Origin of the sequence: Craterilacuibacter sinensis, from assembly GCF_009831765.1 — a bacterium.
GTDB lineage: Bacteria > Pseudomonadota > Gammaproteobacteria > Burkholderiales > Chromobacteriaceae > Craterilacuibacter > Craterilacuibacter sinensis.
The window spans coordinates 23,713-47,528 of record NZ_WSSB01000003.1 but is presented as its reverse complement, the minus strand read 5'-3'; the positions used below and the strand labels follow the sequence as shown (position 1 = coordinate 47,528).

Genomic DNA, 23,816 nt, shown 5'->3' with positions numbered 1-23,816 from the left:
CGATTGCACTCACGCACGAACTGAATGCGCGTACGGGGAGCCGACGCCGGCTCTCTGGCCGGTGAATTGCTGGCCGACGCCATACAGGATGCAGCGGATCGTCTGCCCGCCCCCTTGCCCGCCTAACATTCGACCGGCAACCATGCCGGCCATACGCCGCTGACCGACAAACCCCAATCCAGACAGGGGATTACCACCACATCTAGCTACCCAATAGACATAACACACTATTGGTAGTGAAATACGGCTTGTCTGGCCCCAAGGATTGACGTAAATTACGCCCCGATTCCATACCGGCCCGGCACCAACACCGCGCGCCCGCACACCCTATTTTCGCCAGTGCCGCCCTTGGCCTGCTGCTGGCTGACACAATGAAAGCACACCCGAATGTTGCAAGTGATCAAGCGCGATGGCGCTATCGTGGCCTATGACAGCGCAAAAATCGCCAATGCCTGCCTGCGCGCAGCGCAAGCCGTCCACCATGTGCACGCCGAAGCGCTGGCACAAGACACGGCACGGCAGGTAGAAGATCAATGCCGCGCACACGAGGGCGAGCTGGACATTCCCGCCATCCAGCAGCGCGTCGAAGATGTGCTGATGCAGACCGCACCGGATGTGGCGCGGGTGTATATCCAGTACCGCCATGACCGCGACACTATCCGCGCGCAGGGTTCGGAGCTGCACGCCAAGCTGATGGGGCTGGTACACAAGACCGATCTGGAAGTCACCACCGAAAACGCCAACAAGGACGCCAATGTGTTCCCGGTGATGCGCGACCTGATGGCAGGCATCGTCTCCAAGCAGTTTGCCAGCGCCTTTTTGCCCAAGGACATCCAGGAGGCGCACCGCGAAGGCGACCTGCACTATCACGACCTGGATTACGCGCCGTTCCTGCCGTTTACCAACTGCTGCCTGGTCGACCTCAAGGGCATGCTGGCCAACGGTTTCCGTCTGGGCAATGCCAAGATCGAGAGCCCTAAATCCATAGGCGTGGCTTGTGCCGTCACCGCCCAGATCATCGCCCAGGTCGCCAGCCACCAGTATGGCGGCACCACCATCCCCAATATCGACCAGACGCTGGCACCGTATGTCGCCAAGACCTACCGCAAGAACCTGGAACTGGCTGCGCAATACCGCATTCCGGACCCGGAGAGCTATGCGCGCGAACGCACCGAAAAAGAAGCCTACGACGGCATGCAGGCGTGCGAATACGAAATCAACACCCTGTTCAGCTCCAATGGCCAGCAGCCCTTCGTTACCTTCTCCTTCGGTATGGGTGTCAGCTGGGAAGAACGCATCATCCAGCAAGCCATTTTACGCATCCGCATCAAGGGTCTGGGCAAGGACGGCATTACACCGGTGTTCCCCAAACTGGTGTTCTTTATCGATGCCGGCATCAACCTCGCGCCGCAGGACCCGAACTACGACATCAAGCAGCTGGCGCTGGAGTGCGCGTCCAAGCGCATGTATCCGGACATTATTTCGGCCGCGCTCAACCGCCAGATCACCGGTTCCAGCGCGCCAGTGTCGCCCATGGGCTGCCGCAGCTTTTTGTCGGCATGGAGAAATGAAGACGGCGAGGAAGTGCTGGACGGGCGCAACAACCTGGGGGTGGTCAGCCTCAACCTGCCGCGCATTGCCTTGCTGGCCAAGGGGGATACGGCATTGTTCAACGCCCTGCTCGACGAGCGCCTGACACTATGCCGGCGCGCGCTGATGACGCGCATAGACCGCCTCAAGGGCGTCAAGGCCAGCGTCGCGCCCATCCTGTATACCGAAGGCGCGTTCGGCGTGCGCCTCAAGCCCGACGACGACATCACGGCCTTGTTCGAGCATGGTCGCGCCTCGATCTCGCTGGGCTATATCGGCCTGCACGAAGTCGGCAGCCTGCTGTTCGGCCAGCACCCGCTGGAGAGCAAAGCCTGTCGGCAGTTCCTGCACGACACCGTCGCGCGCATGAGCGCCGCCACCAAAGTGTGGAGCCGCGAAACCGGCTATGCCTTCTCGCTTTACTCCACCCCGAGCGAGTCGCTGTGCCACCGCTTCTGCAAACTGGACCAGGCACGTTTTGGCGACATCGCCGGCATCACCGACAAGGGCTATTACACCAATTCCTTCCATCTGGACGTGTACCGCAAAGCTAATCCGTTCGAGAAACTGGACTTCGAGGCCGGCTATGCCAGCCATGCCAGCGGTGGCCATATCAGCTATGTCGAGCTGCCGAATATGCAACACAACCTCAAGGCGCTGGAAAGCATCTGGGACTATGCGCTGGCGCGCGTGCCCTACTTCGGCACCAACACACCGGTGGATTCCTGTGGTGCCTGCGGCTTTATGGGCGAGGCGCTGGCAACCGAAACCGGCTTTTGCTGCCCGGCCTGCGCCAACACCGACAGCGCTTCGCTCTCGGTCACGCGCCGCGTCTGCGGCTATCTGGGCAGCCCCAATGCGCGCCCGTTCAACGCCGGCAAGCAAAAAGAAGTGATGCGCCGGGTCAAGCACCACAAAGGCTGAGCCTCCGCATGCATTACGCCCGCTTTTACGGCTGCGATCTTGTCAATGGCGAAGGCATACGCGTCACCCTGTTCGTCAGCGGTTGTCTGCATGCCTGCGCCGGCTGCTACAACCGCAGCACTTGGGACCGCAAATCCGGACAGCCCTTCACCGCCGAAGTCGAGGCCGAGCTGCTGGATTTGTGCGCCAGTCACGACGGGCTCAGCCTGAGCGGCGGCGATCCGCTGCATCCGCACAACCGTGCCGCCATCGAATCACTGTGCCGCGCCTTCAAGGCGCGCTATCCGGACAAGGATATCTGGCTGTGGACCGGCTACCGCTATGAAGACATCGGTACACTGGCGCTGTTGCGCTATATCGATGTACTGATCGACGGCAAGTATGAACAAGACCTGCCGACGACCAAACCGTGGCGCGGCTCGGATAACCAGCGCCTGTTCCGTCTGGCACAACAGCCCGCACCGGCCTGCGCCTAAATAGTGCTGCCCGCATCCGGTCATGGCGGCCACGCTTTTCAGCGGTGCAGCCAGCGCCTGCCCCTTCGCTTCACAGATGTCCATCACCAGCTCGCCACCTTGGGCTGCGTGCTTGTGCGCGCGCTCGCCATTGGGTCACAAAGCGTCAATCAGTAGCAATGAGGTCTGGCCAAGGAAAAAACAGGCGCAATATTTGGGCGAGCATCCATAAACGCACCATGGGATACACAAAGGCAGGACAAGAGGCGTATCGACGAGTAACAACGCCGAGAATGGCAGGCAAAAAAAATGCCCCGGGAAAAACCCGAGGCACACAATGCAAACAACAAAGGAGAAACCATATGAAGCAAATGAATATTAGCAAATCACTATATTTGATACAATAGCCATAACACGATATCGACATTTGATGTCGCAAAAAGCCAAGTCGTTCTCAGCAGCAACCGCCCCGCCACACCATCAGACAGCTGCGGGAAAACACACAAGTCGCGCCATCTGCGGCAATCACGTGTAAAATGACGCTTTCCCTGTCGCTGGCGCTGCTGGCGTCAGGCGTATTTTCTAGCAAAAGGCAACAAGCATCACCATGGCTCAAACCAAAGAAACTGCACTGGGTGAAGCCCTGAAGGCTGCCGTGCAATCCATTAGCAAGAAGAAGCAAACCGAGATGATTGCCGGCCACCTCTACACCAGCTACCCGGTTTTCAAGCAGTTCAAGCCGCTGGCAATCGGTATCCATGAGGCACTGGGCGCGGCACTGCCCCAGTACGAAGCCCAGCTGATCGGCCGCGTGCTGTCCAATCACTGCCGTAAACCGCGCTACCTGAAATCGGTTGCCCGTGGCGGCAAGCGCTTTGCACTGGATGGCAAACCCGCAGGCGTGGTCAGCGACGAAGAAAAAGCCGCCGCCCACAAACAGTGCGAAGACTTAGAAGCACGCGCCCAGCTGGCGGCCCAGACTGCCAAGCCCCTGGCTGCCAAACCAGCCGAAGACAGCACGACAGACGCTGCGCCACCTGCGGCCGAATAAAGCGCTTTATTCCGCTCTTTAAGCAGCACACACCACGCCGCCCGCGTTTTTTCGCCGGCGGCGTTGGTTTTTTGCGACAGTCCCAAACCCAGCGGCAAGCCTTGCCGCCCCGGCTCTTCCCGCCTGCCTGTTGCCATTTTTAGCCTGTCCCGGCATACGCACTTGTCACTTCTTGATTTTTGGTGCAATATTCAAGCCATGGAAAACGACGACAACATCACCCCTCCCCCGCTGCATGGCGGTGCACGCATGGGTGCCGGGCGCAAAAAAGGCAGCGGCCGTTTCAGCACCGACGAGCCCCTGGTGCAGATACGCGTTCCCGCCTGCGACAAGCCGGCCGTAATCAATTTTGTCGAGCGCCGCCTGGCCGCCCGTCTGGCACAGATGCTGTCACCGGCCGAGCTGGCCATGCGCTATCCGGGCGTGATTTTCCTGCCGAACCCGCAGGCGCAGACCGCCGAAGTGCCGGTATTCACCAGCCGGGTGCGCGCCGGACTGCCCTCGCCTGCCGATGACCAGATCGACGATATGGTCGATTTGAACCGCCTGCTGCTGGACGATGCACGCGAGCGCTTTATGGTGCGGGTCAAGGGAGACTCGATGATAGAAGCCGGCATTGCCGAGGGGGACTTGCTGGTGGTGGACCGCAAGCGCGAAGCCCGCCATGGCGATATCGTACTGGCGGCCATTGATGCCGAGCCGACCGTCAAGCGCCTGTTCAGGCGCAATGGCCGCCTGGCGCTGCTACCCGAAAACAGCAGTTATACCCCTATAGAGCTGAACGAGGGTCAGGAGTTACTGATCTGGGGTGTGGTTACCAGTTGCGTCAAACAATTCTGAAGTCTAGCCGGACGAAAGGAAATGCGATGTCCTACAGCCTGTCTTATTCTGCCCGCCTTGCCCGTCGCCAGGCGCGTTACGATCTGCCGCAACGCCGCCGCACCCAGCTCGGGCTGGCCATCGTCGCCGCCAGCCTTCTGCTCAGCGCCGGCTTGCTGCTGGCTGCGGGTCTGCCCAAGGACGACATGCAGCACGTGACGGCAATGGAATACGGCAGCGAATGGCCACTCACACTGTCCGGAGGCGATCTGGCCTGCCATGACAATGGTGCCATCACACTCAAGAGCGCGGAAGGCATCGAATATGCGCTGAACGACAAAGCGCTGGGAGGCGGCTACCGCGCACCTCTGGCCATCTGGAAATACGACGAAGACATGGCCAGCGGTGTCAATTTGCCGCTGACACCATTGATCCAGCGCGGCGCACAGCTGTGCCGCCCCCAGCCGGCCTGATTAGCGCCACTCAATCAGGGAGATCCCCAGCCCGATGCCCTGATTATGGAAATTGTAATTCTGTAGCGAATCGCCCCAGCCGTTAAAGGCCTGCACATAGCCATGCAGATTGCCCGAGATCGGGAATGCCCATTCGAACTGGAAGAACGAACGGTTGGGCGTGCTGCTGCCAAACTTGAGGTTGTTGCGCCAGGTCAGCGAAAACACATTGCCCTGCCAGGGATAGACGGCAACCGTCTCCATGCGGCCGACAAAATCACTGATATCCGGATTATTGTCACCGCTCGCACTCTCCGGAATGCGCCACCACGGTTTGATCACCACCGACAAGTCCCCCGAACTCAGACCGAAGCTCGCATATAACCGATTCCATGAGCGCGACAGCGGATCGGTCTCGCCATTTGACTGATGCACGGCCCCCAGATTGACCATCCTGAGCTTGAGCCAATCCGGCCCGGTATTCAGCGGAAAAGTGGCCCAGAGCTCGGGCTGGTAGTCGGATTCCCTAAACGGTGACGAATTACGGCTGTCGTACGACTGCCAGAAGCTTTGCTGGGTATACGCCCCCCACAAATCCACATCCGAACCCAATATGTCCTGCCATAGTTTGGTCTTGAGCGACAGCTGGATCTTGGTTTCCAGACGGTCGTAATCCTGGCTGCCACGGCGCGAGCAATTGAGCGGATTGGGAGAGCACGGGTCATTGTTGGTGTTTTTACGCCACGACAAGGGCAGGATATACATGGGCTGATAAGGCTTAATGCGGAAGGTGCCGTCCTGGTATTGCGGCTCCAGCTCCCAACGCTGCGCCAGCGTCTGCGCCCCCATCCCCTCCGCATCCCCCCAGCTATCCTCATGCTGCGCCAGTGGATGGCCGGCCGTCGCTAGCGGTAAAGCCTGCGCGGTCATGGTTGATGCCGGCACAGCCACCGTACCTGCCGGCTGGATCACCCCGTTTAGCCGGTCATAGCAGGCGAGCCGCCCCTGATCATCCGCAATCGTCCGACACTCGGCTACGTCGCCAGCCCATGCCACCCCATGCCCAGCCAAAGCCAGCAAAACCCACCACGGCTGAATGTTCATGCACGCCTTTAAATACGATAAATTTCCGATTATTCAGGATAGCAATTGAAATACAAAAATCATGCTGATCGGCACACAAAAAACATAAACTAAATATCTTCGGACATAAAATCGATACGCCCCAAGCGGGCAGCCTCCCGCAAAGCAGCAAAATCGCGTTCGTTCTGTGCGGCATAGTCGAGTGCAAAACCGGCGATTGCATCGGCCAATACGTCCCCCTTGCCGATATAGCCTGCGATCACGGCGGCATCACCCGAGCGGGCATGAGCACGCGCCAGCGCCCAACCGGTATTGCGGGCAAAACCCAGCATATTGCCCGGGGTAAAGATCTCCACCATAGGCTTGACCTTGACGTCACGCAGCTGACGGACATACATCTGCCGGCCCTGCACCCCCACCAGATGGCCGAGGAACACATCGGACGCCGCCTGCATCAGGCGCTGGCCAAACACCACCCGCTCGCCGTTACTGGCGAAAGGTTCAACATCGACATAGGGCTCCAGCACCGAAGCGCGCGCCTCCTTCACCTGCAAAAACAGCGCATCATCCTCGGCAGCAAAAAACAGGGCAATCGCACACAGCGTTCCCACACTACCGACGCCGACCACTTTGATTGCGATATCGGCCAGCTCGTAGCGGTCGAACAGCTGCCGCCGCTCCGGAGGCAGCGACTCGCGGTAACGCCGCAGGTTTTCACGCACCACCTCGTCGAACTCAGCCTCGCGCATATTATCGAGATGGTAGATCAAAGGCGGCATATCCTTGATGCGCGGCTGGCCTTTGTCCATATGCGCCAGCTTGACAAACTCGGTCGCCGAATCATGCGCCATAGCCTTTTCCAGCACTTTTTTGCGCCGGCGCCTGAGCGAGGCATCTTCGGTCTGCGCGATCAGCTCCTCGTAATCGAGATAGGCATACCAGGCATCCAGGGTCGACATCTGCGCCAGCTCACGCAATTTGTCGCGATAGCAATTAACGACCTGAGCTGCCGCCGCCCGGCCATCGGAAAGCTTGTGCCCATTGTGACGACTGGCGATGACGAAACTGGCGGCCAGACGCTTGAGATCCCACTCCCATGGCGCAGGATAAGTTTCGTCAAAATCGTTGATATCGAAAATGATGCGCCGCTCGGGGGTCGCAAAGGCGCCGAAGTTCATCAGATGGCAATCCCCGCAAGCCTGCACAGCCAATCCGGTCACAGGCGTTTCCGAGAGATCAGACGCCATGATGGCAGCCGCACCGCGATAAAAAGCAAACGGCGAAGCCAGCATGCGTCCGTAACGGATAGGCAGCAGCGCAGACTCCCGCCCTTCACCGGAGGCAATCAGGATCCCGACCGGATCCGGGCGGTCCGTACGCGGCGTAAAGCCGGTATGCGACTCGCGCGGACAACTGACCCGCAGCGCACGCCCCGCCTCATGCCGCTCCTCGCGGGTACGCAGATGCGCCGGCTTTTTCAGATAAGCCGCATCGATAGGGGTACGATAAGATCCGCCATGACCTGTCGCCGGAGCAGATTTTTTGGACTTGCCGCTTTTTTTCGCAGACGCACGCTGAGTCATGACTGGGCCCTCGATCAGGAATGAAGGCGGCAAGCCGCCACGGACAACACCCATTCACTGTAGGCCACGCGCGCGACGGCATTTAATGCATGCTAAGACTTACCACCAGGCATGAAAATGATGCACCGGCCCGATGCCCTGCCCCAGTTGCAGCCGGTCTGCACCCGCCAGCGCATGACCTAGCCAGACTTTGGCGTCGCCGACAGCCTGTTGCCAGCTCTCGCGCTGTGGTCGTAGCGCACATAGCGCAGCCGAGAGCGTGCAGCCGGTACCATGGGTGTGGCGCGTCGCCATGCGCGGTGCGACAAAACGCACCCGCCCCTCTGGCGTCACCAGCCAGTCCGGGCTCTCGGCCGTACCGGCCAGATGGCCACCCTTCATCAATACCGCCTGTGCGCCCAACTGCAGCAGCCTGTCGGCCTGATCCAGCATTTCGTGCTCGGAGCTTGCCATAGCCTCACCCAGCAGCGCGGCAGCCTCGGGCAGATTGGGCGTGATAATGGAGGCCAGCGGCAGCAGGCGCTCGCGCAGCACACCGACCGCGTCGGGCGCGAGCAAGGCATGACCGCCCTTGGCGATCATGACCGTGTCGAGCACGAAAAACGCCGGCTGCCACTGTGCCACCACGTCGGCGACCGCATGAATAATGCCGGCGTTGGCCAGCATGCCGCACTTCACCGCGTCGACGCGGATATCGGAGAACACCGACTCGCACTGCGCGCGCACGAAATCCGGCGCTACCGCGCTGACTGCCTGCACGCCCTGCGTGTTCTGCGCCGTCAGCGCCGTAATCGCACTCATACCGTAGGCACCGAGTGCGGAAAAGGTTTTCAAATCGGCCTGTATGCCGGCTCCGCCGCTACAGTCCGAGCCGGCAATCGTTAAAACACGGGGAATCATGCATTCACTCCAAACAGGGAAACAAGCTCGCGGGTTGCGGCCTCGGGGTTGGCTGCCGCGCAAATGGCACTGATAACGGCCAGACCATCGATACCGCAGGCGATAAGGTCAGCCGCGTTGTGCTGAGCGATGCCACCAATGGCCACCAAGGGCACACCGGGGCCCGGCATTAAATGCTTCAAGGCGGGCAGACCCAGCGCAGGCGCAGCATCGGGTTTGCTCGTTGTCGCAAACACCGGCCCCACCCCCAGATAATCGACCGCGCCACCCTCAAGCGCCGTCATCTCGGCAGCATCGCTGACCGACAAGCCAACTAGCGCATCCGGCCCCATTAACTGGCGCACCAGCGCCACCGGCAAATCCTGCTGCCCCACATGCACACCATCGGCGCCCACTGCCAGAGCAACATCCACATGGTCATTGATAATCAGCGGCACGTCCGCAGCCCGGCATAGCGGCAACAAGGCAAGGCCGGCCTCGACCCACTGGCGCTTTTTCCACTGCGGCGCACGCAGTTGCACGACGCCAGCACCTCCGGCCAGCGCCGCCTGCGTCACCCTTAGCATGCCGGCCAGACCGCCACACAGATCGGGGTCAAGCACCAGATACACGCGGTAATCGACAAGCTTCATGCCGGCCACCGTGCATGCAGCATCGCACCATCTATCGTGGACAGGGCATCAAGCAAGGCCACGGCAAAACTGCCCGGCCCCCGGCTGTGAAGTGCCGCCTGTTCGCCGCCAAGCTTCATCAGCGCACACACGGCAGCGGCGGCATCAAGACGCCTCTCTTTAAGCGAGCAGGCGGCCGCCACCAGCGCCGACAAGGCACAGCCGGTACCGGTGACTTGCTGCAAACGCGCATCGCCGCCGCTGATGGCCAATACATTCCCGTCCAGACACAGATAGTCGGTCGCACCGGTCACGATCACCAGCGTGTCGTACTGGCGAGCCAGCTGACCGGCACATGCCAGCGCCTGTTCACTGGCATCCAGACTGTCTACCCCGCGCCCCTGTCCGGCTTCCCCGGCGAGCGCGCGGATTTCGGCGGCATTGCCACGAATGGCCGCCGGGCTCTGCATCAAAAGTTCATGGCAAAAATCGCGGCGGAACGACAAGGCCCCGACCGCGACCGGATCCAGCACCCAGGGCGTGCCGGCGCGGCGCGCGGCAAAGACCGCCAGACGCATGGCATCAGCCTGAGTGCGATCCAGTGTGCCCACATTGACCAGCAAGGCCGAGGCCAGCGCGGCAAATTCAGCGACTTCTTCGCGGGCAACCACCATGGCGGGCGCAGCGCCGCTGGCCAGCAAGACATTGGCGGTAAAATTGGCGACGACCTGATTGGTCAGACAATGCACCAGCGGCGTAGCCGCACGCAGGTCATCCAGTGCGACGGCCGCTGCGCGACTGTCAAAAGGCAAGCTATTCATAGGCTACTCCCCGGCCATGCCGCAGAAGCAGACGACAGGCAGGCGAGCGCCGGCCTGATCGTGACCTCCCTACGCTGGCATAACCCAGATCAGGTACTGCGGGTCTCTCTCAGCCACGCCAGGCGCGGCACCCCGAGTCACATTCAAAAGAAGGACGGATTATGCTGAGCATGATCAGTACGCGTCAATGCAATACGACGGCAGCCTTGCTCCTGCGGGGTCGCCAGAACGACCGGATAGAGAGCGCCACCAATATCCACGGCAAGACATGCCATACAGGCAAAATCGGGCGATCAGCAGCAAAATGCGCCCCAGCGTATATGATTTAAACCATGGTGCTGCGTGATGCATGTGGCGCATTCTTAACGCATACACCGGATTCACCATGGCGCAAACATCTCCCGAAAAAATAAGCTGGGTCACACTGGCGCTGATGATCGTCGCCGCCGTCGCCAGCATCCGGGCGCTGCCGGGGATGGCAATCTACGGTTTAGGCTCCATCCTGCTTTACCTGCTGCCGGCACTCCTGTTTTTCCTGCCGGCGGCGCTGGTGACCACCGAGCTTGGCACCACTTGGCGTGGCGGCATTTATGGCTGGGTGCGTCAGGCTTATGGCGACCGCGCCGCCTTTTTTTCGGCTTGGTATCTGTGGCTGCAAGTCGCCATGCTGCTGCCGGTGGTGCTGGCGTTTGGCGCCGACACGCTGGCCTATCTGATCGATCCGCGCCTGGCCGGTAATGGCGTTTTCACCGCCTGCGTCATCACGCTTCTGGTCTGGAGCATCACCCTGATGGCACTACGCGGCGTCGGCGCACTGGCCCGCCTGTCGTCGCTCTTCATGTTGCTGGGCACTTTGTTGCCGGCACTCTTGCTGATCGTACTGGGCGCGCTGTGGCTGCTACGCGGCCAGCCCTCGGCCAGCCCGCTAGACTGGCACGCGCTGCTGCCCCATGTCTTCAGCCATGATTCAAGCGTGCTGGCCGGCCATGGCAAAACCCACACCAGCATCTGGCAACGCTTCGATGGTGAACTGTCGGGTCTGGTGCTGATTGTCAGCAATTTCCTTGCCTATGCCGGCATAGAAATCAATGCCGTCTACGCCCGCAACCTGCCCAACCCCCAGCGCGACATGCCGCGCTCGCTGATCTTGTCGGTGATCCTGATCCTGCTGATCTTTATTCCCCCGACGCTGGCCATTGCTCTGGTCGTCCCCTCGGACAAGATCAGCCTGACGGTCGGCGTGATGCAGGCCTATAGCGATTTTTTCAATGCGCTGGGCGTGGGCTATCTGACGCCGGTGATGGCGCTATTTCTCATCATCGGCGTATTGGGCGGGGTGCTGACCTGGATTGCCGGCGCCTGCAAGGAAATCCAGTATGTCGGCAAGGCAGGGCTGCTGCCGCCATGGTGGCAGCAGACCAACCGCCACGATATGCCCGCCAATGTGATGCTGCTGCTGGCGGCACTGGTTTCGCTGTTATCGCTGATCTATGTGCTGGTGCCGGACGTGTCCGCCGCCTTCTGGATGCTAAGCGCGCTGGCCGCACAAATGTATCTGGTCATTTATCTGCTGATGTTCATGGCCGCCATCCGCCTGCGCCAAAGCCAGCCGGCAACCCCGCGCGGCTACACGCTGGCACGTCTGCCTTTGGTGGCCGGCATTGGCATGCTGTCATCGCTGCTGGCCCTGCTGCTGGGTTTGTTGCCGCCAAGCGGTGAAACCTTCCCGCTGTCCAGCGGCCACTACATGCTGGTGCTGGCCAGCGGGCTGGTGCTGGCCGCGCTGCCGCCCTTTGTTTTCAGCGCCTTGCGCAAAGCACACTGGCAGCAGGTCAGTGACGAAGAAGCCGCCTCGTATAGCGCACCGCTGACTATAGACACCCCCTCCGCACACGGCCCGGGCCGGCGTAATTAACAAGAAGGCGTGCCCTGCCGATTGCCTTTGCCAGCCATGCACGCTAGCCTAGCGCGCATGGCCACCCTCCCCCGCCGCCACACCAGCGGCCATCTCTCGTGAACGACCTTTTTGCCCGCGAACCGGAAAAGCCGCTAGCCGAAATGCTGCGCCCGACAACACTGGCCGACGTGATCGGCCAGCAGCACCTGATTGGCCCCAACAAGCCGCTCAGGCTGGCGATCGACGCCAAGACACCGCACTCGATGATCTTGTGGGGGCCGCCCGGCGTCGGCAAGACTACGCTGGCGCGCATTCTGGCAGCCAGCTTCGATGCCGAATTTATTCCGATCTCGGCGGTATTTGCCGGCATCAAGGACATACGCGAAGCCGTCGAGCGCGCCCATGTGGCGCTATCGGGCTCGGGCCGGCGCACCATCTTGTTTGTCGACGAGGTGCACCGTTTCAACAAGAGCCAGCAGGACGCCTTCCTGCCTTTTGTCGAGTCGGGACTGCTGACCTTTATCGGCGCCACGACGGAAAACCCCTCGTTCGAGGTCAACCGGGCGCTATTGTCGCGCGCACAAGTCTATGTGCTCGAGTCGCTGTCTACGGCAGAGCTGCACGCCCTGTTCCAGCGCGCCAAGGCGCAGGGCGCACTGGACGGACTGGTTTTCGACGAAGCGGCCATCACCATGCTCTCAGGCTACGCCGATGGTGATGCGCGCCGCTTTCTTAACCTTTTGGAGCAGACCCGCACCGCTGCGCGCGCGCGCGCGGTCACCCAGATAGGCTGCGACTTTCTGGCCGAAGTGCTGACGCTGAATGCGCGGCGCTTTGACAAGGGCGGCGACGCTTTTTACGACCAGATCTCGGCCCTGCACAAATCGGTACGCGGCTCCAACCCGGATGCGGCACTGTACTGGCTGACGCGCATGCTGGACGGCGGCGCCGACCCCAAATATCTGGCGCGGCGCCTGATCCGCATGGCGTGGGAAGATATCGGCCTGGCAGACCCGCGCGCCATGCAGATCGCCAACGATGCCGCCACCACCTATGAAAGGCTGGGCAGCCCGGAAGGAGAACTTGCGCTAGCGCAAGCAACCCTGTACTTGGCCATCGCCGCCAAGAGCAATGCCGGCTACAAGGCGTATAATGCCGCCCTAGCCTTTGTAAAACAGGACGCGTCGCAAGCCGTACCGGTACACTTGCGCAATGCGCCTACGCGCCTGATGCAGGACTTGGGCTATGGGCACGCCTATCGCTATGCCCATGACGAGCCCGACGCCTACGCCGCAGGAGAACACTACCTGCCCGATGGCATGGCAGAGCCGCACTGGTACCAGCCGGTGCCGCGCGGCCTGGAAACAAAAATCGGTGAAAAGCTCGCGTTCTTGCGCGAGCTGGACAATCAAGCAAAAAAACAGGACTGACACATGCTGGACATCCAACTTCTGCGCAGCAATATCGACGACGTCGCCGCCCGTCTGGCGGCCCGCGGTTATCAACTCGACGTGCAGGCTTTCAATGCCCTGGAAGCCGAACGCAAGGCACTGCAAACCCGCATGCAGGAACTGCAGGCCAAGCGCAATGCGTCCTCCAAGCAAATCGGCATTGCCAAGCGCAATGGCGAAGACGTCAGCGCCATCATGGCCGAAGTCGCCAGTCTGGGCGACGAGCTGAAAAATGCCGAAACCGGCTTTGATGCGGTACAAAAGCAACAGGACAACTGGCTGATGTCCATCCCCAACCTGCCGCACGAGTCGGTGCCATCCGGCAAGGATGAAAACGACAACGTAGAAGTACGCCGTGTCGGCACGCCGCGCAGCTTCGACTTCGAGATCAAGGATCACGTCGACGTCGGCGCCCCGCTGGGTCTGGACTTTGACACCGGCGCCAAGCTCTCCGGCGCGCGCTTTACCGTGCTCAAGGGCGATATAGCCCGCCTGCACCGCGCACTGGCGCAATTCATGCTCAACACCCATACCGGCGAGCATGGTTATCTCGAGCACTACACCCCGTACATCGTCAACGACAGCGCCCTTTTGGGCACCGGCCAGCTGCCGAAATTTGCCGAAGACATGTTCAAGGTGACCAAGGGCGGCGAAGAAGGCACGGTCGACCAGTACCTGATCTCGACCTCGGAAATCACCCTGACCAATACCGTGAGCGGCGAAATCCTCAAGGCTGAAGAGTTGCCGCTGAAATTCACCGCGCACTCGCCTTGCTTCCGCTCAGAAGCGGGCTCTTACGGCCGCGACACCCGTGGCCTGATCCGCCAGCACCAGTTCGACAAGGTCGAAATGGTACGCATCGAAAAGCCGGAAGACTCGTACGCCGCGCTGGAAGAAATGGTCGGCCACGCCGAGAACATCCTCAAGGGGCTGGGCCTGCCGTACCGCGTGATCACGCTGTGCACCGGCGACATGGGCTTTGGCGCGGCCAAGACCTACGACATCGAAGTATGGCTGCCGGCGCAGGACACTTACCGCGAAATCTCCAGCTGCTCCAACTGCGAAGCCTTCCAGTCGCGCCGCATGATGACGCGCTTCAAGGATGAAAACGGCAAGAACCAGCTGGTACACACCCTGAACGGCTCGGGTCTGGCCGTTGGCCGCACTCTGGTTGCCGTGCTGGAAAACTACCAGAATGCCGATGGCTCGGTCACCATCCCCGAAGTGCTGCGTCCGTACATGGGTGGCAAGGACAAAATCGGCGGCTGATGCCTCTGGATTGTGACACCCTCGATGCCCGGCACTGCCGGGCATTTTTGCGTCGTCTGTCCGACGGCTGATTGCACCCCAAGCCCCTCTGATTCAACCGCCCCCCCACTCCCGCCTCACTGCGCAGTCCCCCCCAGGCAGCAGCCATACCCTGCCGACACCGCCGCGCCCACACGACCAAAGCCACACTCAAGCCATCTGGCGCCATGCAGATAGCCGCCATTCAACGCTACCCAGCAGTGGCTGCGACTTTCCTTCCAAATTAAAAAGCCTTTGATCTCTATCAATACAGAATTTACACGCCTATGAAGTAATAAAAAAGCACTGAAAATGCATTTTATATAAGCAAAAGTTAATATTTATTAGCAAGCCGCACTACAAAGGACCACACCCATGCACTGCCTAAGCAACGCCTTCGAGCGACGATGGACCGCCATCATTCTGGCCCTGTACGGGCTGATCATGTTGCCCCTGCCGTGGTATTACAACGAAAGCTACCTGCCCGGCCCCTTGGGCGTACCGATGTTCCTGTGGGGCTGGATCGGCCACGGCTTCGTAGTGCTGGTTACCGTTGTGATTTTTGCCCGCCAGTGCCTGGCCCGCCCCGAATACCAGAGCCTTGATGCCAGCACAGGAGACGAGCAATGAGCGCCCCGGTTTCCGCACTGATTCAGCCAACGCCGCTGCCGTTCTTCATGACGCTGCTGGTCTACTTCGCCATTATCGGCGGTATCGGCTGGTATGCCGCCAAGAGCACCAAGTCACTGCAGGACTTCTTCGTCATGGGGGGCAAAGCCGGTGCCGTCGTCAGCGGTATCGCCTACTTCGCCACCCAGTACTCGATGAGCACCTTCATGGGCGTGCCGGCAGTCGCCTACGCCAACGGCTATGCCGGCCTGACCATTTCGGTGCCGGGCCTGGCCTTCTCCATGATCATTCCGGCACTGCTGGTAGGGCGCAAACTGATGCAGCTGTCGCACCAGCATGGCCTGTTGACCATGACCGACTATCTGGCCAGCCGCTATGACTCGCGCAAACTGGGCATCCTGCACGCCAGCATGATGGTGGTGTTCCTGATAGGCATGATCGGCGCGCAGACGGTCGGCGCCGGCGTGATTGTGCATACCTTTACCGGCCTGCCCGAGTGGGTCGGCGTGGTCGGCATGGGCATCATGGTGATCCTCTACTGCATGACAGGCGGCATGAAGGGCGCCATGCTGACCGACGTGCTGCAAGGCGGCCTGATGGTCGTCACCGCCGTCGTGACCTTTGTCGTATCGGTACAGGCCGGCGGCGGACTGGAAAACATTAACGCGGCGCTTTTGGCCAAGGGCGAGCAGTATCTGGCCCACCCCGGGGCCGCCGGAAAATACCCGTGGACGGCCTACTTCTCAATGATAGTGATGTGGAGCTTCTTCACCATCGGCCAGCCGACGCTGTTCACCAAGTTCTACGCCATGCGCGACTACCGCACCATGTATAAGGCGGTGATTCTGGGTACGCTGGGCATGCTGGTTTCCGCCACGCTGATCGAATGGTCGGGTGTGATGGGCATCGTCAGCCTGCCGGGCCTGACCGGCAAGGAAACCGACTTTATCGTACCGATACTGCTGCAGCAAAACCTCAACCCTTATCTGGCCGCCATCCTGATCGCCGGTATCGTTTCGGCCGGCATGTCGACCATTGATGCACTACTGGTGGTCGCCACCGGCGGCATCACCCGCGACATCTACCAGCACGGCATCAACCCCAAGGCGAGCGACGAGCAGATTTTCCGCCTGTCGCGCTATGTGACCGTGGCCATCGGCGTGGCCGGCATCATCGTCGGCATCACCAAGCCTGCCTCTATCTTTGAGCTGATCCGCTTCTCCTTTGGCGGCCTCGGCATCTGGGTCGCGCCGGTCATCCTTGGCATGTACTGGAAACGGGCGACGCTCGCTGCAGCTTTTAGTGCCGCCATCGTAGGTCAGGTGATCTATGTGTCACTGGCACTGTGGGGCAAGGATCTGACCATGGGCTTCGATCCGCTGATCATCAGCTGGATGGCCACCATGGTGCTGATGGTGGTGGTCAGCCTCGCGACCCAGCCGGTCAAGCGTGAAGTCCTGAACCGCCATTTCGCCTTCGCCTGACAACAGCCCAGCCCGCCGGCGCCATCAGGCCTGGCGGGCTTCTGACTCATAACAAAACATTAGGAAGATATATGCAACGCCCAGAATTCGCACTCGCCATCCACGGCGGCGCAGGCACCCTCACCCGCAGCACCATGACGCCGGAACAGGAAACCGAATACCGCACAACGCTGCATCTGGCCATGGTCGCAGGCCAAGCCTGCCTGGCCAGTGGCCAGCATGCACTGGATGCGGTCTGTGCCGCCGTCGCGGTGATGGAAGACAGCCCTTTATTCAATGCCGGACGAGGTGCCGTCTTTACCCATGAAGGGCATAACGAGATGGATGCGGCGGTCATGGTCGGTCAGGGACGCGACGCCGGTGCAGTCTGCCAGATCACCGGCATCAAAAACCCGGTACTGGCAGCACGCGCCGTCATGGAAAAATCCAACCATGTCATGCTTGCCGGCGCAGGTGCTCGCGCCTTTGCCGAAGATGCCGGGCTGGAAACTGCACCCGCCGAATATTTCCACACCGAAGCGCGCTACCAGCAATTGCTGGCCGTACGCGACAGCAACGCTGCCGTGCTCGACCATGATGGCGCGCACAAGCTGGCTTTTGCCGACAAAAAATTCGGCACTGTCGGTGCCGTCGCTCTGGACCGCTTCGGACAACTGGCCGCGGCCACTTCGACCGGCGGACTCACCAACAAACGCTGGGGCCGGATCGGAGACAGTCCGGTGATTGGCGCCGGCACCTGGGCTGACGACAAGGTAGCCATTTCCGGCACCGGCACCGGCGAAGTCTTCCTGCGCGCCTGCGCCGCACACGAAATCAGCGCGCGCATGCGTTACCTGAACGAAGACGCCGCTACCGCCGCCGCCGCCGTCATGGCGGAGTTGGGCACAATGGGTGGCCAGGGCGGGCTGATCGTGATCGATGCCCAGGGCCATATCACCCTGCCCTTCAACACCGAAGGCATGTATCGCGGCCAACTGGTCGCCGGCGGCGAAATCGAAGTCGCCATCTACCGCGACTCAGAAAGCTGAAGATGAAAATTGCCGACATGAACTGGATGCAGGTGGAAAGCTATCTGCAAAACGACGACCGCTGCATCTTGCCGCTGGGCAGCATCGAACAGCATGCCTACCTGAGCCTGGCGACCGATGCACTTCTGGCCGAACAGGTGGCGCTGGATGCGGCAGAACCGCTGGGCATCCCGGTGTTTCCGGTGGTGAATTACGGCATTGCGCCCTATTTCAGCGCCTTTCCCGGCACGGTCACGCTGAAACTCGCCACCTATCTCTCGCTGGTGCGCGACCTGCTCGACAGCCTGGCAAACCAAGGCTTTCGCCGCATCGTGATCGTCAACGGCCACGGCGGCAACTCGCCGGCAGCAGGGCTTGCGACCGAATGGATGGCGGCCAACCCCGAAGTGCAGGTGAAGTTTCACAACTGGTGGAATGCGCCCGGCACCTTAGCCTGCGTGAAAAGCATAGATCCGCAAAGCTCGCATGCTTCATGGATGGAAAACCTGCCGTTTACCCGGGTGGCCGGCGCGAACCCGCCTGCCGGCGTCAAGCCGCTGATCGACTTTGCGCGCTACGCGGTACTGAACCCCGCACTGGCGCGTGAATATATCGGTGACGGCAACTTCGGCGGGGCCTATCAGCGCCCGGACGAAGATGTGCTGAAGATGTGGGCGATTGCGGTCGAAGAGACACGCGCGCAAATCGAAGGGCCATGGCGATGAAAGAGCACCCCCCATCCTGATCGCAAGTGCCATGGGGGCGACGCTGGGTGCCTACTCGCTGCGTGCCGCCCCCGCTGACCCGGGCCTGGTCGATGTACTGGTACATAGCGCAGGCGGCCAGGGTCTCCGGCTGGGCCATCGTCTGCTCGACGGGCTGAATGGTACGGCTTTCGACGATCACGGCGGCACCTTGGCGCGGGTGCGTGGCGGCGTCAGCCCAGCCGCGCGGGCAGATGCTGCGCCAGATAGTCGACAAAGGCAGCAACACGCGGCGCCAGCCCCCCTTGCCGGTAAAACACAGCCCACACCGGCAAGCTCCAATGCAGCCTTGCCTGCGCTAATACCTCGCATAACTTCCCCTGGGCGAGCGCGTCCTTAACCAGAAAGTCGGACAGGCAGGCAATGCCGACGCCCTCGAGCGCCAGGCGGTACAGCGTCTCCCCGCTGGAGGCCGCCAGCGACGGCCGGGCCGGCCAGCCGTCGCCACCGGCGTGCCCAAGCGGCCACAGGTTGAGCGAGGCCGGCTGGGTGAACCCCAGCAAGCGGTGCACACCGAGCGCCTCGACGCTGGCGGGCGTCCCGCAGCGCGCCAGATAGGCGGGCGCAGCGACCAGCCGCTGCGGTGTTTCGCCCAGTCTGCGTGCGTTGAGGGTCGAGTCCGAGAGCGTCCCCAGCCGGATCGCCACGTCGGCACGCTCTTCGATCAGATCGACGACGGTTTCCCCATGATTCAGTTCCAGCTGCACCTGCGGGGTACTCTCCAGAAAACCAGCCACCAGCGGCGCGACAAGATGGACCAGAACCGGCGTCGCCGCGTTGACGCGGACGAGGCCGGAGGGCTGGGCGCGGCTGTTTGCCAGTTGGGCCTCGGTTGCGGCGAGCTCGGCAAGGATGGAGCGGGCGCGCTCCAGCAGCCAGCGCCCTTCTTCGGTCAGGTCGAGCCGGCGCGTGGTGCGGGTGATCAGGCTGATGCCCAGCTGGCTCTCCAGTCGCGAGATGGTGCGGCTGATGCCGGATGGCGTCTGGCCAAGGCGTTCGGCCGCTGCCGAGAACGAGCCTGCATCAATGACGGTGCAAAACGCAATCAGCGCATCGACATTCAACATTATTGACTCCAGCTCACAAGTATTTGCCAGTACAGCCTATTTATCTGCCGCTGGCAAGTGCCCACAATGCGCAGCCTGTCACGGGAGATATCCCCCCACCATCAAAGGAGCTCATCATGCCACTCGCCTTGTGGGCGCTGACCCTCAGCGCCTTTGCCATCGGCACTACCGAATTCGTGATCGTCGGGTTGATCCCGACCATTGCCCAGAGCCTGGGCGTTTCCGTGCCGTCGGCCGGCCTTCTGGTCAGCCTGTACGCGCTGGGCGTGGCCGTCGGCGCGCCGGTACTCACCGCACTGACCGGGCGCGTACCGCGCAAGCAGTTGCTGCTGGGGCTGATGGCGCTGTTTACCGTCGGCAATCTGGTGGCCTGGATGGCGCCGGGTTACGAGGCCCTGATGGCCGCCCGCGTGCTGACCGGCCTCGCACACGGCGTGTTCTTCTCGATCGGCTCGACCATCGCCACCAGCCTGGTGCCCAAGGAGAAGGCAGCCAGTGCCATTGCCATCATGTTTACCGGCCTCACGGTCGCGCTGGTGACCGGTGTGCCGCTGGGAACGTGGATCGGCCAGAGCTTTGGCTGGCAGGCGACTTTCCTCGCCGTGGCGCTGCTGGGTGTGGTCGCCTTTGTCGGCAGCCTGTTGCTAGTGCCCAAAAACATCGCGCAGCCTGAACCTGCGTCTATCCTGACCCAGATGGCCGTACTGAAGAAACCCCGCCTGCTGCTGGTTTACGCGATGACCGCGCTGGGCTACGGCGGTTCGTTCACCGCCTTCACCTATCTGGCTCCGATCCTCGAACAGGTGACCGGGATGGGTGCCTCCAGCATCACGCTGGTGATGCTGGTGTACGGCGTGTCGGTGGCCTTCGGCAATATCTGGGGCGGCAAACTGGCCGACAAGAAAGGCCCGATCCGCGCACTGCAGATCATCTTCACCCTGTTGGCACTGGTGCTGCTGGCGCTGACCTTTACCGCACCATCGACCCCGCTGGTGGTGGCCACCATACTGGCCTGGGGCGCAGTTGCCTTTGGTAACGTGGCAGGCCTGCAGGTCTATGTGGTACAGCAAGCCGAGCGTGAAGCACCGCAAGCGATCGACGTCGCTTCCGGCCTCAATATCGCGGCCTTCAACGTCGGCATCGCGCTGGGCGCCTGGATTGGCGGCATCATTGTCAGCACCCTGGGCCTGCTGGCCACACCGTGGATCGGCGCGCTGATCGTTCTTGCTTCGCTGGGGCTGACCACCTTGGCAGGCCATCTCGACAAAAAAGCCGGCATTGACCCGCTGGCCAAACCGGCCCACGCCGTCAGTGCGCATTAATCAATAAGTCTGAATAGGCCAGACCAGCCTCCGCCAATTGGCGGAGGCCTTTTTATGCCGCGCCCGGCCGGGACATACGGCACTGCCGTCTGGCGATTATTGCTGCCACGACAATAGCTTCTTGCCCGGCACCTGCTTTTTCTGCCGTCACCGGGCGGGGACAATGGCGACATTCGCAGCGACTGAACGCCGCTGCCCTGCACTAGGGAGACACATCATGCAAAACTGTATGCAAGCCTGGACCTGGACACAGCCGGGTCAGCCGACCGACCTGATCCTGCGCCACCTGGAGCGGCCACAGCCGCAAGCGGGCGAAGTACTGATCGAAAACCATGCGGTCGGCCTCAACCCGGTCGACTGGAAGTTCATCGACTGGGGCCACCCGCGCTGGCAGGACGGTCATATCCCCGGCGTCGACGGCGCGGGCGTGGTGATCGCCACCGGCGCGGGTGTCGCGCTACCGGTGGGCAGTCGCGTCGCCTACTATCAGAGCCTGTTCCGTGATGGCAGCTTTGCCAGCCATAGCGTGCTGGCCGCCAACATGGTGATGCGCGTGCCCGACGGGCTCGATTTTGCCACGGCCGCCAGCTTGCCTTGCCCGGCGCTGACCGCGAGCCAGGCAATCGCCAAGCTGCCGCCGGCAGCAGGCGCGCCAGTGCTGGTGACCCGCGCCGGCGGTGCCGTCGGCACACTGCTCGTCCAACTGCTCGCCCGAGCCGGCTTTGAGGTATGGGCTGCCACCAGCGACCGCCACCACCACCGTCTGGCCAGCCTCGGTGCCCATCACTGCGTGGATGAGCGATCGCCAAACTGGCGCGCGCAACTACAGCAAACGGGCACGCCGTTTTACGCGGTGATCGACAGCGCGAGCGGTACTGAGGCGGCGAGGCTTGCGCCGCTGATCGCTTACAATGGACACCTGGTCTGCATCCAGGATCGGCAGGAAGTGCCGCCGCTGCCTGCGTTCACGAGCGCACTCTCGCTGCACGAGGTGGCCCTGAACAGCGTGCACGAACACGCGCATGCTGCCGCCCGCGCCGCGCTGATGGCAACCGGTGAAGCGCTGCTGGAGGACGTCGCGCAGCAGCGCCTGCAGGGCGTGCCTCTGGAGGCGTTGCCCTTTGACGCGCTGCCCGAAGCACTGCAGGCGATAAAGGACGGACAAATGGCAGCACGGCCGGTGCTGGTAATGGCGCAGGGCTGAGCATGACGCCAGCTCGTCGATATATGGACTTTTGAGGAGATAAGACCGTGGCAGAGTTCGAGCTGATCAACCCCTTGTGGCTGCGCTCCTTGCTGGCCGTGGTGGCGACCGGCAGTTTCACGCGTGCGGCCGAGCAGCTTGATCTGACGCAAGCGGCGGTCAGCCAGCATATCCGCCACCTGGAGGACGGCTACGGGCGTTTGCTGCTGCGCGAGCGCCGCCAGATCGAGCTGACGCCACAGGGGCGGCTGCTGCTCGCGTACGCGCAGGAGGTGACGGCGGCAACTGCCCGCCTGCACGCGCGTCTGACCGACGACGACCCTACCCGCGGCAAGATATCGCTGGCCACCCCCGGCAGCATCGGGCTGGCGCTCTACCCTTGCCTGCTCGATTTGCAAGCGCTCCACCCGGGTTTGCAGATCAGCCACCGTTTCGCGCCCAGTGCGCAGATCCCGGCCTTGCTGCTGGACGGGCAGATCGAGTTCGGCCTGTCTACGCGGCCGCCGGACGACACGCGGCTTGAGGCGAGCGAGTTCGTCGACGAGGCACTGCGGCTGGTGTTGCCGGCCGGCCACCCCAAGCCCGACTGGGATGCGCTGATGCATCTGGGGATGATCGGCCACCCGGACGGCGCCGACATGGCCGCACGCCTGCTCGGCCGCTGCTACCAGGGACAGCGGGTATCGATGCTCTCCGAGCGCGGCTTCGTCAACCAGATCGGCCTGATCCTCGAGCCGGTTGCCCGCGGACTCGGCTTTACCGTGCTGCCGCAATTCGCGGTCAGCGCGTTCGGCCGTCCGTCCGAACTTTATATCGTTGAGCAAGATCCACCGGTGGTCGACACCTTATGGCTGGTCACCCGGCGCGAGTGGCCGCTGAGTGCGGCCGCATCGCACGCACTGGCGCAGATGCGCGCGCATCTGACGGCAGTGCAAGGGCGCGTGTTGTAAGACCTGCCGCTATTTATACAGGGCTGTTAGCCTTGGGCTCTACAACTGAGTCCTATTTTTGTGCGAAGCCCTGTAAGTCCTGGGCAATCTCCTGCCACCGTTCGGCGCTGATCGGGACCTTGGCCAGATAGCGGACAAAAAAAGCGCCTTCAGCCGCCAGAAAGAGCATACGCAGATGCCTTTCCTCGTCGGTCTTTGCCGAAAAGTCACCCATGCGGTCCGCGTACCACTGCATGACCCCTTCCATCCTGCTGTTGGTGCTTGCCAGTGCTGCGAGAGACGCAGCCAAGCGACTGTTCGTGTCCTCTGCCGGTGCCAGCACGGTCTGGATATGGGCGCGGACGCGATCTCGCAAGGTCGGGGCATCACCGGCACGCTGCTCGAATTCCATCCTCTCTTGTTGTAACCATCGCTCCAGCAGCGCTTCGATCATGCCTTCTCGGCTGGCGAACACCGATTGCACC

The 23,816-nt window shown here is 61.8% G+C and carries 22 protein-coding genes and 1 riboswitch; of the genes, 15 read left to right on the top strand and 7 right to left on the bottom strand.

Features of this window, described 5'->3' with window-relative positions; translation table 11 throughout:
- Positions 1 to 387: 387 nt before the first annotated feature.
- From nrdD to GQF02_RS04065, 5 genes are all read left to right on the top strand, one after another.
- Positions 388 to 2,514 (top strand): anaerobic ribonucleoside-triphosphate reductase, encoded by a 2,127-nt coding sequence (gene nrdD, locus GQF02_RS04085; RefSeq protein ID WP_160795057.1) that lies wholly within the window; start codon positions 388 to 390, stop codon positions 2,512 to 2,514.
- 8 nt (positions 2,515 to 2,522) lie between these two features.
- Entirely contained in the window at positions 2,523 to 2,990 is a 468-nt protein-coding gene (nrdG, locus tag GQF02_RS04080) for an anaerobic ribonucleoside-triphosphate reductase activating protein (protein WP_160795055.1), read from the top strand.
- A gap of 586 nt (positions 2,991 to 3,576) precedes the next feature.
- Positions 3,577 to 4,020 (top strand): ProQ/FINO family protein, encoded by a 444-nt coding sequence (locus tag GQF02_RS04075; protein WP_124736032.1) that lies wholly within the window; start codon positions 3,577 to 3,579, stop codon positions 4,018 to 4,020.
- A gap of 198 nt (positions 4,021 to 4,218) precedes the next feature.
- Positions 4,219 to 4,860, top strand: coding sequence for a LexA family protein (locus tag GQF02_RS04070; protein ID WP_235930049.1), 642 nt, complete (start codon positions 4,219 to 4,221; stop codon positions 4,858 to 4,860).
- A gap of 26 nt (positions 4,861 to 4,886) precedes the next feature.
- Positions 4,887 to 5,312 (top strand): DUF2511 domain-containing protein, encoded by a 426-nt coding sequence (locus GQF02_RS04065; protein WP_124736033.1) that lies wholly within the window; start codon positions 4,887 to 4,889, stop codon positions 5,310 to 5,312.
- On the opposite strand, the gene GQF02_RS04060 is transcribed toward GQF02_RS04065, so the two are convergent.
- The 5 genes from GQF02_RS04060 to thiM all read right to left on the bottom strand — a co-directional run bounded on the left by GQF02_RS04060 (position 5,313) and on the right by thiM (position 10,289).
- The gene (locus GQF02_RS04060; protein WP_160795053.1) at positions 5,313 to 6,395 is read right to left on the bottom strand and encodes a phospholipase A; all 1,083 of its coding nucleotides are present in this window, start codon (positions 6,393 to 6,395) and stop codon (positions 5,313 to 5,315) included. It lies immediately after the preceding gene.
- Between the two features lie 89 nt (positions 6,396 to 6,484).
- Positions 6,485 to 7,957: a DUF2252 domain-containing protein gene (locus GQF02_RS04055; RefSeq protein WP_160795051.1), complete on the bottom strand. Its 1,473-nt coding sequence runs from the start codon at positions 7,955 to 7,957 to the stop codon at positions 6,485 to 6,487.
- A 99-nt stretch (positions 7,958 to 8,056) separates the two neighbouring features.
- A complete protein-coding gene (gene thiD / locus GQF02_RS04050) occupies positions 8,057 to 8,857 on the bottom strand; it encodes a bifunctional hydroxymethylpyrimidine kinase/phosphomethylpyrimidine kinase (protein WP_220789329.1) in 801 nt (266 codons plus the stop codon).
- Positions 8,854 to 9,489, bottom strand: coding sequence for a thiamine phosphate synthase (thiE, locus tag GQF02_RS04045; RefSeq protein ID WP_220789328.1), 636 nt, complete (start codon positions 9,487 to 9,489; stop codon positions 8,854 to 8,856). Before thiE ends, thiD begins: the two co-directional genes overlap by 4 nt.
- On the bottom strand, positions 9,486 to 10,289 hold the full coding sequence (gene thiM, locus GQF02_RS04040) for a hydroxyethylthiazole kinase (RefSeq protein WP_160795047.1): 804 nt from the start codon (positions 10,287 to 10,289) through the stop codon (positions 9,486 to 9,488). Before thiM ends, thiE begins: the two co-directional genes overlap by 4 nt.
- Before the next feature lie 49 nt (positions 10,290 to 10,338).
- Positions 10,339 to 10,434: riboswitch (TPP riboswitch) on the bottom strand.
- A 240-nt stretch (positions 10,435 to 10,674) separates the two neighbouring features.
- Between thiM and GQF02_RS04035 the strand changes: the two genes are divergently transcribed.
- From GQF02_RS04035 to GQF02_RS04005, 7 genes are all read left to right on the top strand, one after another.
- Positions 10,675 to 12,204 (top strand): amino acid permease, encoded by a 1,530-nt coding sequence (locus GQF02_RS04035; RefSeq protein WP_220789327.1) that lies wholly within the window; start codon positions 10,675 to 10,677, stop codon positions 12,202 to 12,204.
- Between the two features lie 98 nt (positions 12,205 to 12,302).
- A complete protein-coding gene (locus GQF02_RS04030; RefSeq protein ID WP_160795045.1) occupies positions 12,303 to 13,616 on the top strand; it encodes a replication-associated recombination protein A in 1,314 nt (437 codons plus the stop codon).
- 3 nt (positions 13,617 to 13,619) lie between these two features.
- On the top strand, positions 13,620 to 14,906 hold the full coding sequence (gene serS / locus GQF02_RS04025) for a serine--tRNA ligase (RefSeq protein WP_160795043.1): 1,287 nt from the start codon (positions 13,620 to 13,622) through the stop codon (positions 14,904 to 14,906).
- Positions 14,907 to 15,299: 393 nt separating this feature from the next.
- Entirely contained in the window at positions 15,300 to 15,554 is a 255-nt protein-coding gene (locus GQF02_RS04020) for a hypothetical protein (protein ID WP_160795041.1), read from the top strand.
- Positions 15,551 to 17,038 (top strand): sodium:solute symporter family protein, encoded by a 1,488-nt coding sequence (locus GQF02_RS04015; RefSeq protein WP_160795039.1) that lies wholly within the window; start codon positions 15,551 to 15,553, stop codon positions 17,036 to 17,038. The genes GQF02_RS04020 and GQF02_RS04015 overlap by 4 nt, the downstream gene beginning before the upstream one ends.
- Positions 17,039 to 17,109: 71 nt before the next feature.
- A complete protein-coding gene (locus GQF02_RS04010; RefSeq protein ID WP_160795037.1) occupies positions 17,110 to 18,066 on the top strand; it encodes an isoaspartyl peptidase/L-asparaginase family protein in 957 nt (318 codons plus the stop codon).
- 2 nt (positions 18,067 to 18,068) lie between these two features.
- Positions 18,069 to 18,770: a creatininase family protein gene (locus GQF02_RS04005; RefSeq protein WP_160795035.1), complete on the top strand. Its 702-nt coding sequence runs from the start codon at positions 18,069 to 18,071 to the stop codon at positions 18,768 to 18,770.
- A 212-nt stretch (positions 18,771 to 18,982) separates the two neighbouring features.
- Here the strand turns inward: GQF02_RS04005 and GQF02_RS04000 are convergent, their stop codons facing one another.
- Positions 18,983 to 19,876, bottom strand: a complete 894-nt coding sequence (locus GQF02_RS04000) for a LysR family transcriptional regulator (protein ID WP_160795033.1) — start codon at positions 19,874 to 19,876, stop codon at positions 18,983 to 18,985.
- Positions 19,877 to 19,992: 116 nt separating this feature from the next.
- On the opposite strand from GQF02_RS04000, the gene GQF02_RS03995 reads away from it, so the two are divergent.
- The 3 genes from GQF02_RS03995 to GQF02_RS03985 all read left to right on the top strand — a co-directional run bounded on the left by GQF02_RS03995 (position 19,993) and on the right by GQF02_RS03985 (position 23,352).
- A complete protein-coding gene (locus GQF02_RS03995; RefSeq protein WP_160795031.1) occupies positions 19,993 to 21,198 on the top strand; it encodes an MFS transporter in 1,206 nt (401 codons plus the stop codon).
- 217 nt (positions 21,199 to 21,415) lie between these two features.
- Complete coding sequence (locus tag GQF02_RS03990) at positions 21,416 to 22,402, top strand: zinc-binding dehydrogenase (RefSeq protein WP_220789326.1); 987 nt, start codon at positions 21,416 to 21,418, stop codon at positions 22,400 to 22,402.
- A 47-nt stretch (positions 22,403 to 22,449) separates the two neighbouring features.
- Positions 22,450 to 23,352, top strand: a complete 903-nt coding sequence (locus GQF02_RS03985) for a LysR family transcriptional regulator (protein WP_220789325.1) — start codon at positions 22,450 to 22,452, stop codon at positions 23,350 to 23,352.
- A 52-nt stretch (positions 23,353 to 23,404) separates the two neighbouring features.
- Here GQF02_RS03985 and GQF02_RS03980 read toward each other — a convergent pair whose 3' ends face one another.
- A complete protein-coding gene (locus GQF02_RS03980; RefSeq protein WP_220789324.1) occupies positions 23,405 to 23,785 on the bottom strand; it encodes a hypothetical protein in 381 nt (126 codons plus the stop codon).
- Positions 23,786 to 23,816 lie beyond the last annotated feature (31 nt).

Coding starts and splice junctions, on each gene's coding strand:
- GQF02_RS04005 (WP_160795035.1), top strand. CDS start 18,069: ATGAAAATTGCCGACATGAACTGGATGCAGGTGGAAAGCTATCTGCAA.
- GQF02_RS03980 (WP_220789324.1), bottom strand. CDS start 23,785: ATGATCGAAGCGCTGCTGGAGCGATGGTTACAACAAGAGAGGATGGAA.
- GQF02_RS04000 (WP_160795033.1), bottom strand. CDS start 19,876: ATGTTGAATGTCGATGCGCTGATTGCGTTTTGCACCGTCATTGATGCA.
- nrdD (WP_160795057.1), top strand. CDS start 388: ATGTTGCAAGTGATCAAGCGCGATGGCGCTATCGTGGCCTATGACAGC.
- GQF02_RS03995 (WP_160795031.1), top strand. CDS start 19,993: ATGCCACTCGCCTTGTGGGCGCTGACCCTCAGCGCCTTTGCCATCGGC.
- GQF02_RS04020 (WP_160795041.1), top strand. CDS start 15,300: ATGCACTGCCTAAGCAACGCCTTCGAGCGACGATGGACCGCCATCATT.
- serS (WP_160795043.1), top strand. CDS start 13,620: ATGCTGGACATCCAACTTCTGCGCAGCAATATCGACGACGTCGCCGCC.
- GQF02_RS04060 (WP_160795053.1), bottom strand. CDS start 6,395: ATGAACATTCAGCCGTGGTGGGTTTTGCTGGCTTTGGCTGGGCATGGG.
- GQF02_RS04010 (WP_160795037.1), top strand. CDS start 17,110: ATGCAACGCCCAGAATTCGCACTCGCCATCCACGGCGGCGCAGGCACC.
- GQF02_RS03990 (WP_220789326.1), top strand. CDS start 21,416: ATGCAAAACTGTATGCAAGCCTGGACCTGGACACAGCCGGGTCAGCCG.
- thiE (WP_220789328.1), bottom strand. CDS start 9,489: ATGAAGCTTGTCGATTACCGCGTGTATCTGGTGCTTGACCCCGATCTG.
- nrdG (WP_160795055.1), top strand. CDS start 2,523: ATGCATTACGCCCGCTTTTACGGCTGCGATCTTGTCAATGGCGAAGGC.
- GQF02_RS04070 (WP_235930049.1), top strand. CDS start 4,219: ATGGAAAACGACGACAACATCACCCCTCCCCCGCTGCATGGCGGTGCA.
- GQF02_RS04015 (WP_160795039.1), top strand. CDS start 15,551: ATGAGCGCCCCGGTTTCCGCACTGATTCAGCCAACGCCGCTGCCGTTC.
- thiM (WP_160795047.1), bottom strand. CDS start 10,289: ATGAATAGCTTGCCTTTTGACAGTCGCGCAGCGGCCGTCGCACTGGAT.
- GQF02_RS04035 (WP_220789327.1), top strand. CDS start 10,675: ATGGCGCAAACATCTCCCGAAAAAATAAGCTGGGTCACACTGGCGCTG.
- GQF02_RS04055 (WP_160795051.1), bottom strand. CDS start 7,957: ATGACTCAGCGTGCGTCTGCGAAAAAAAGCGGCAAGTCCAAAAAATCT.
- GQF02_RS04075 (WP_124736032.1), top strand. CDS start 3,577: ATGGCTCAAACCAAAGAAACTGCACTGGGTGAAGCCCTGAAGGCTGCC.
- thiD (WP_220789329.1), bottom strand. CDS start 8,857: ATGATTCCCCGTGTTTTAACGATTGCCGGCTCGGACTGTAGCGGCGGA.
- GQF02_RS04065 (WP_124736033.1), top strand. CDS start 4,887: ATGTCCTACAGCCTGTCTTATTCTGCCCGCCTTGCCCGTCGCCAGGCG.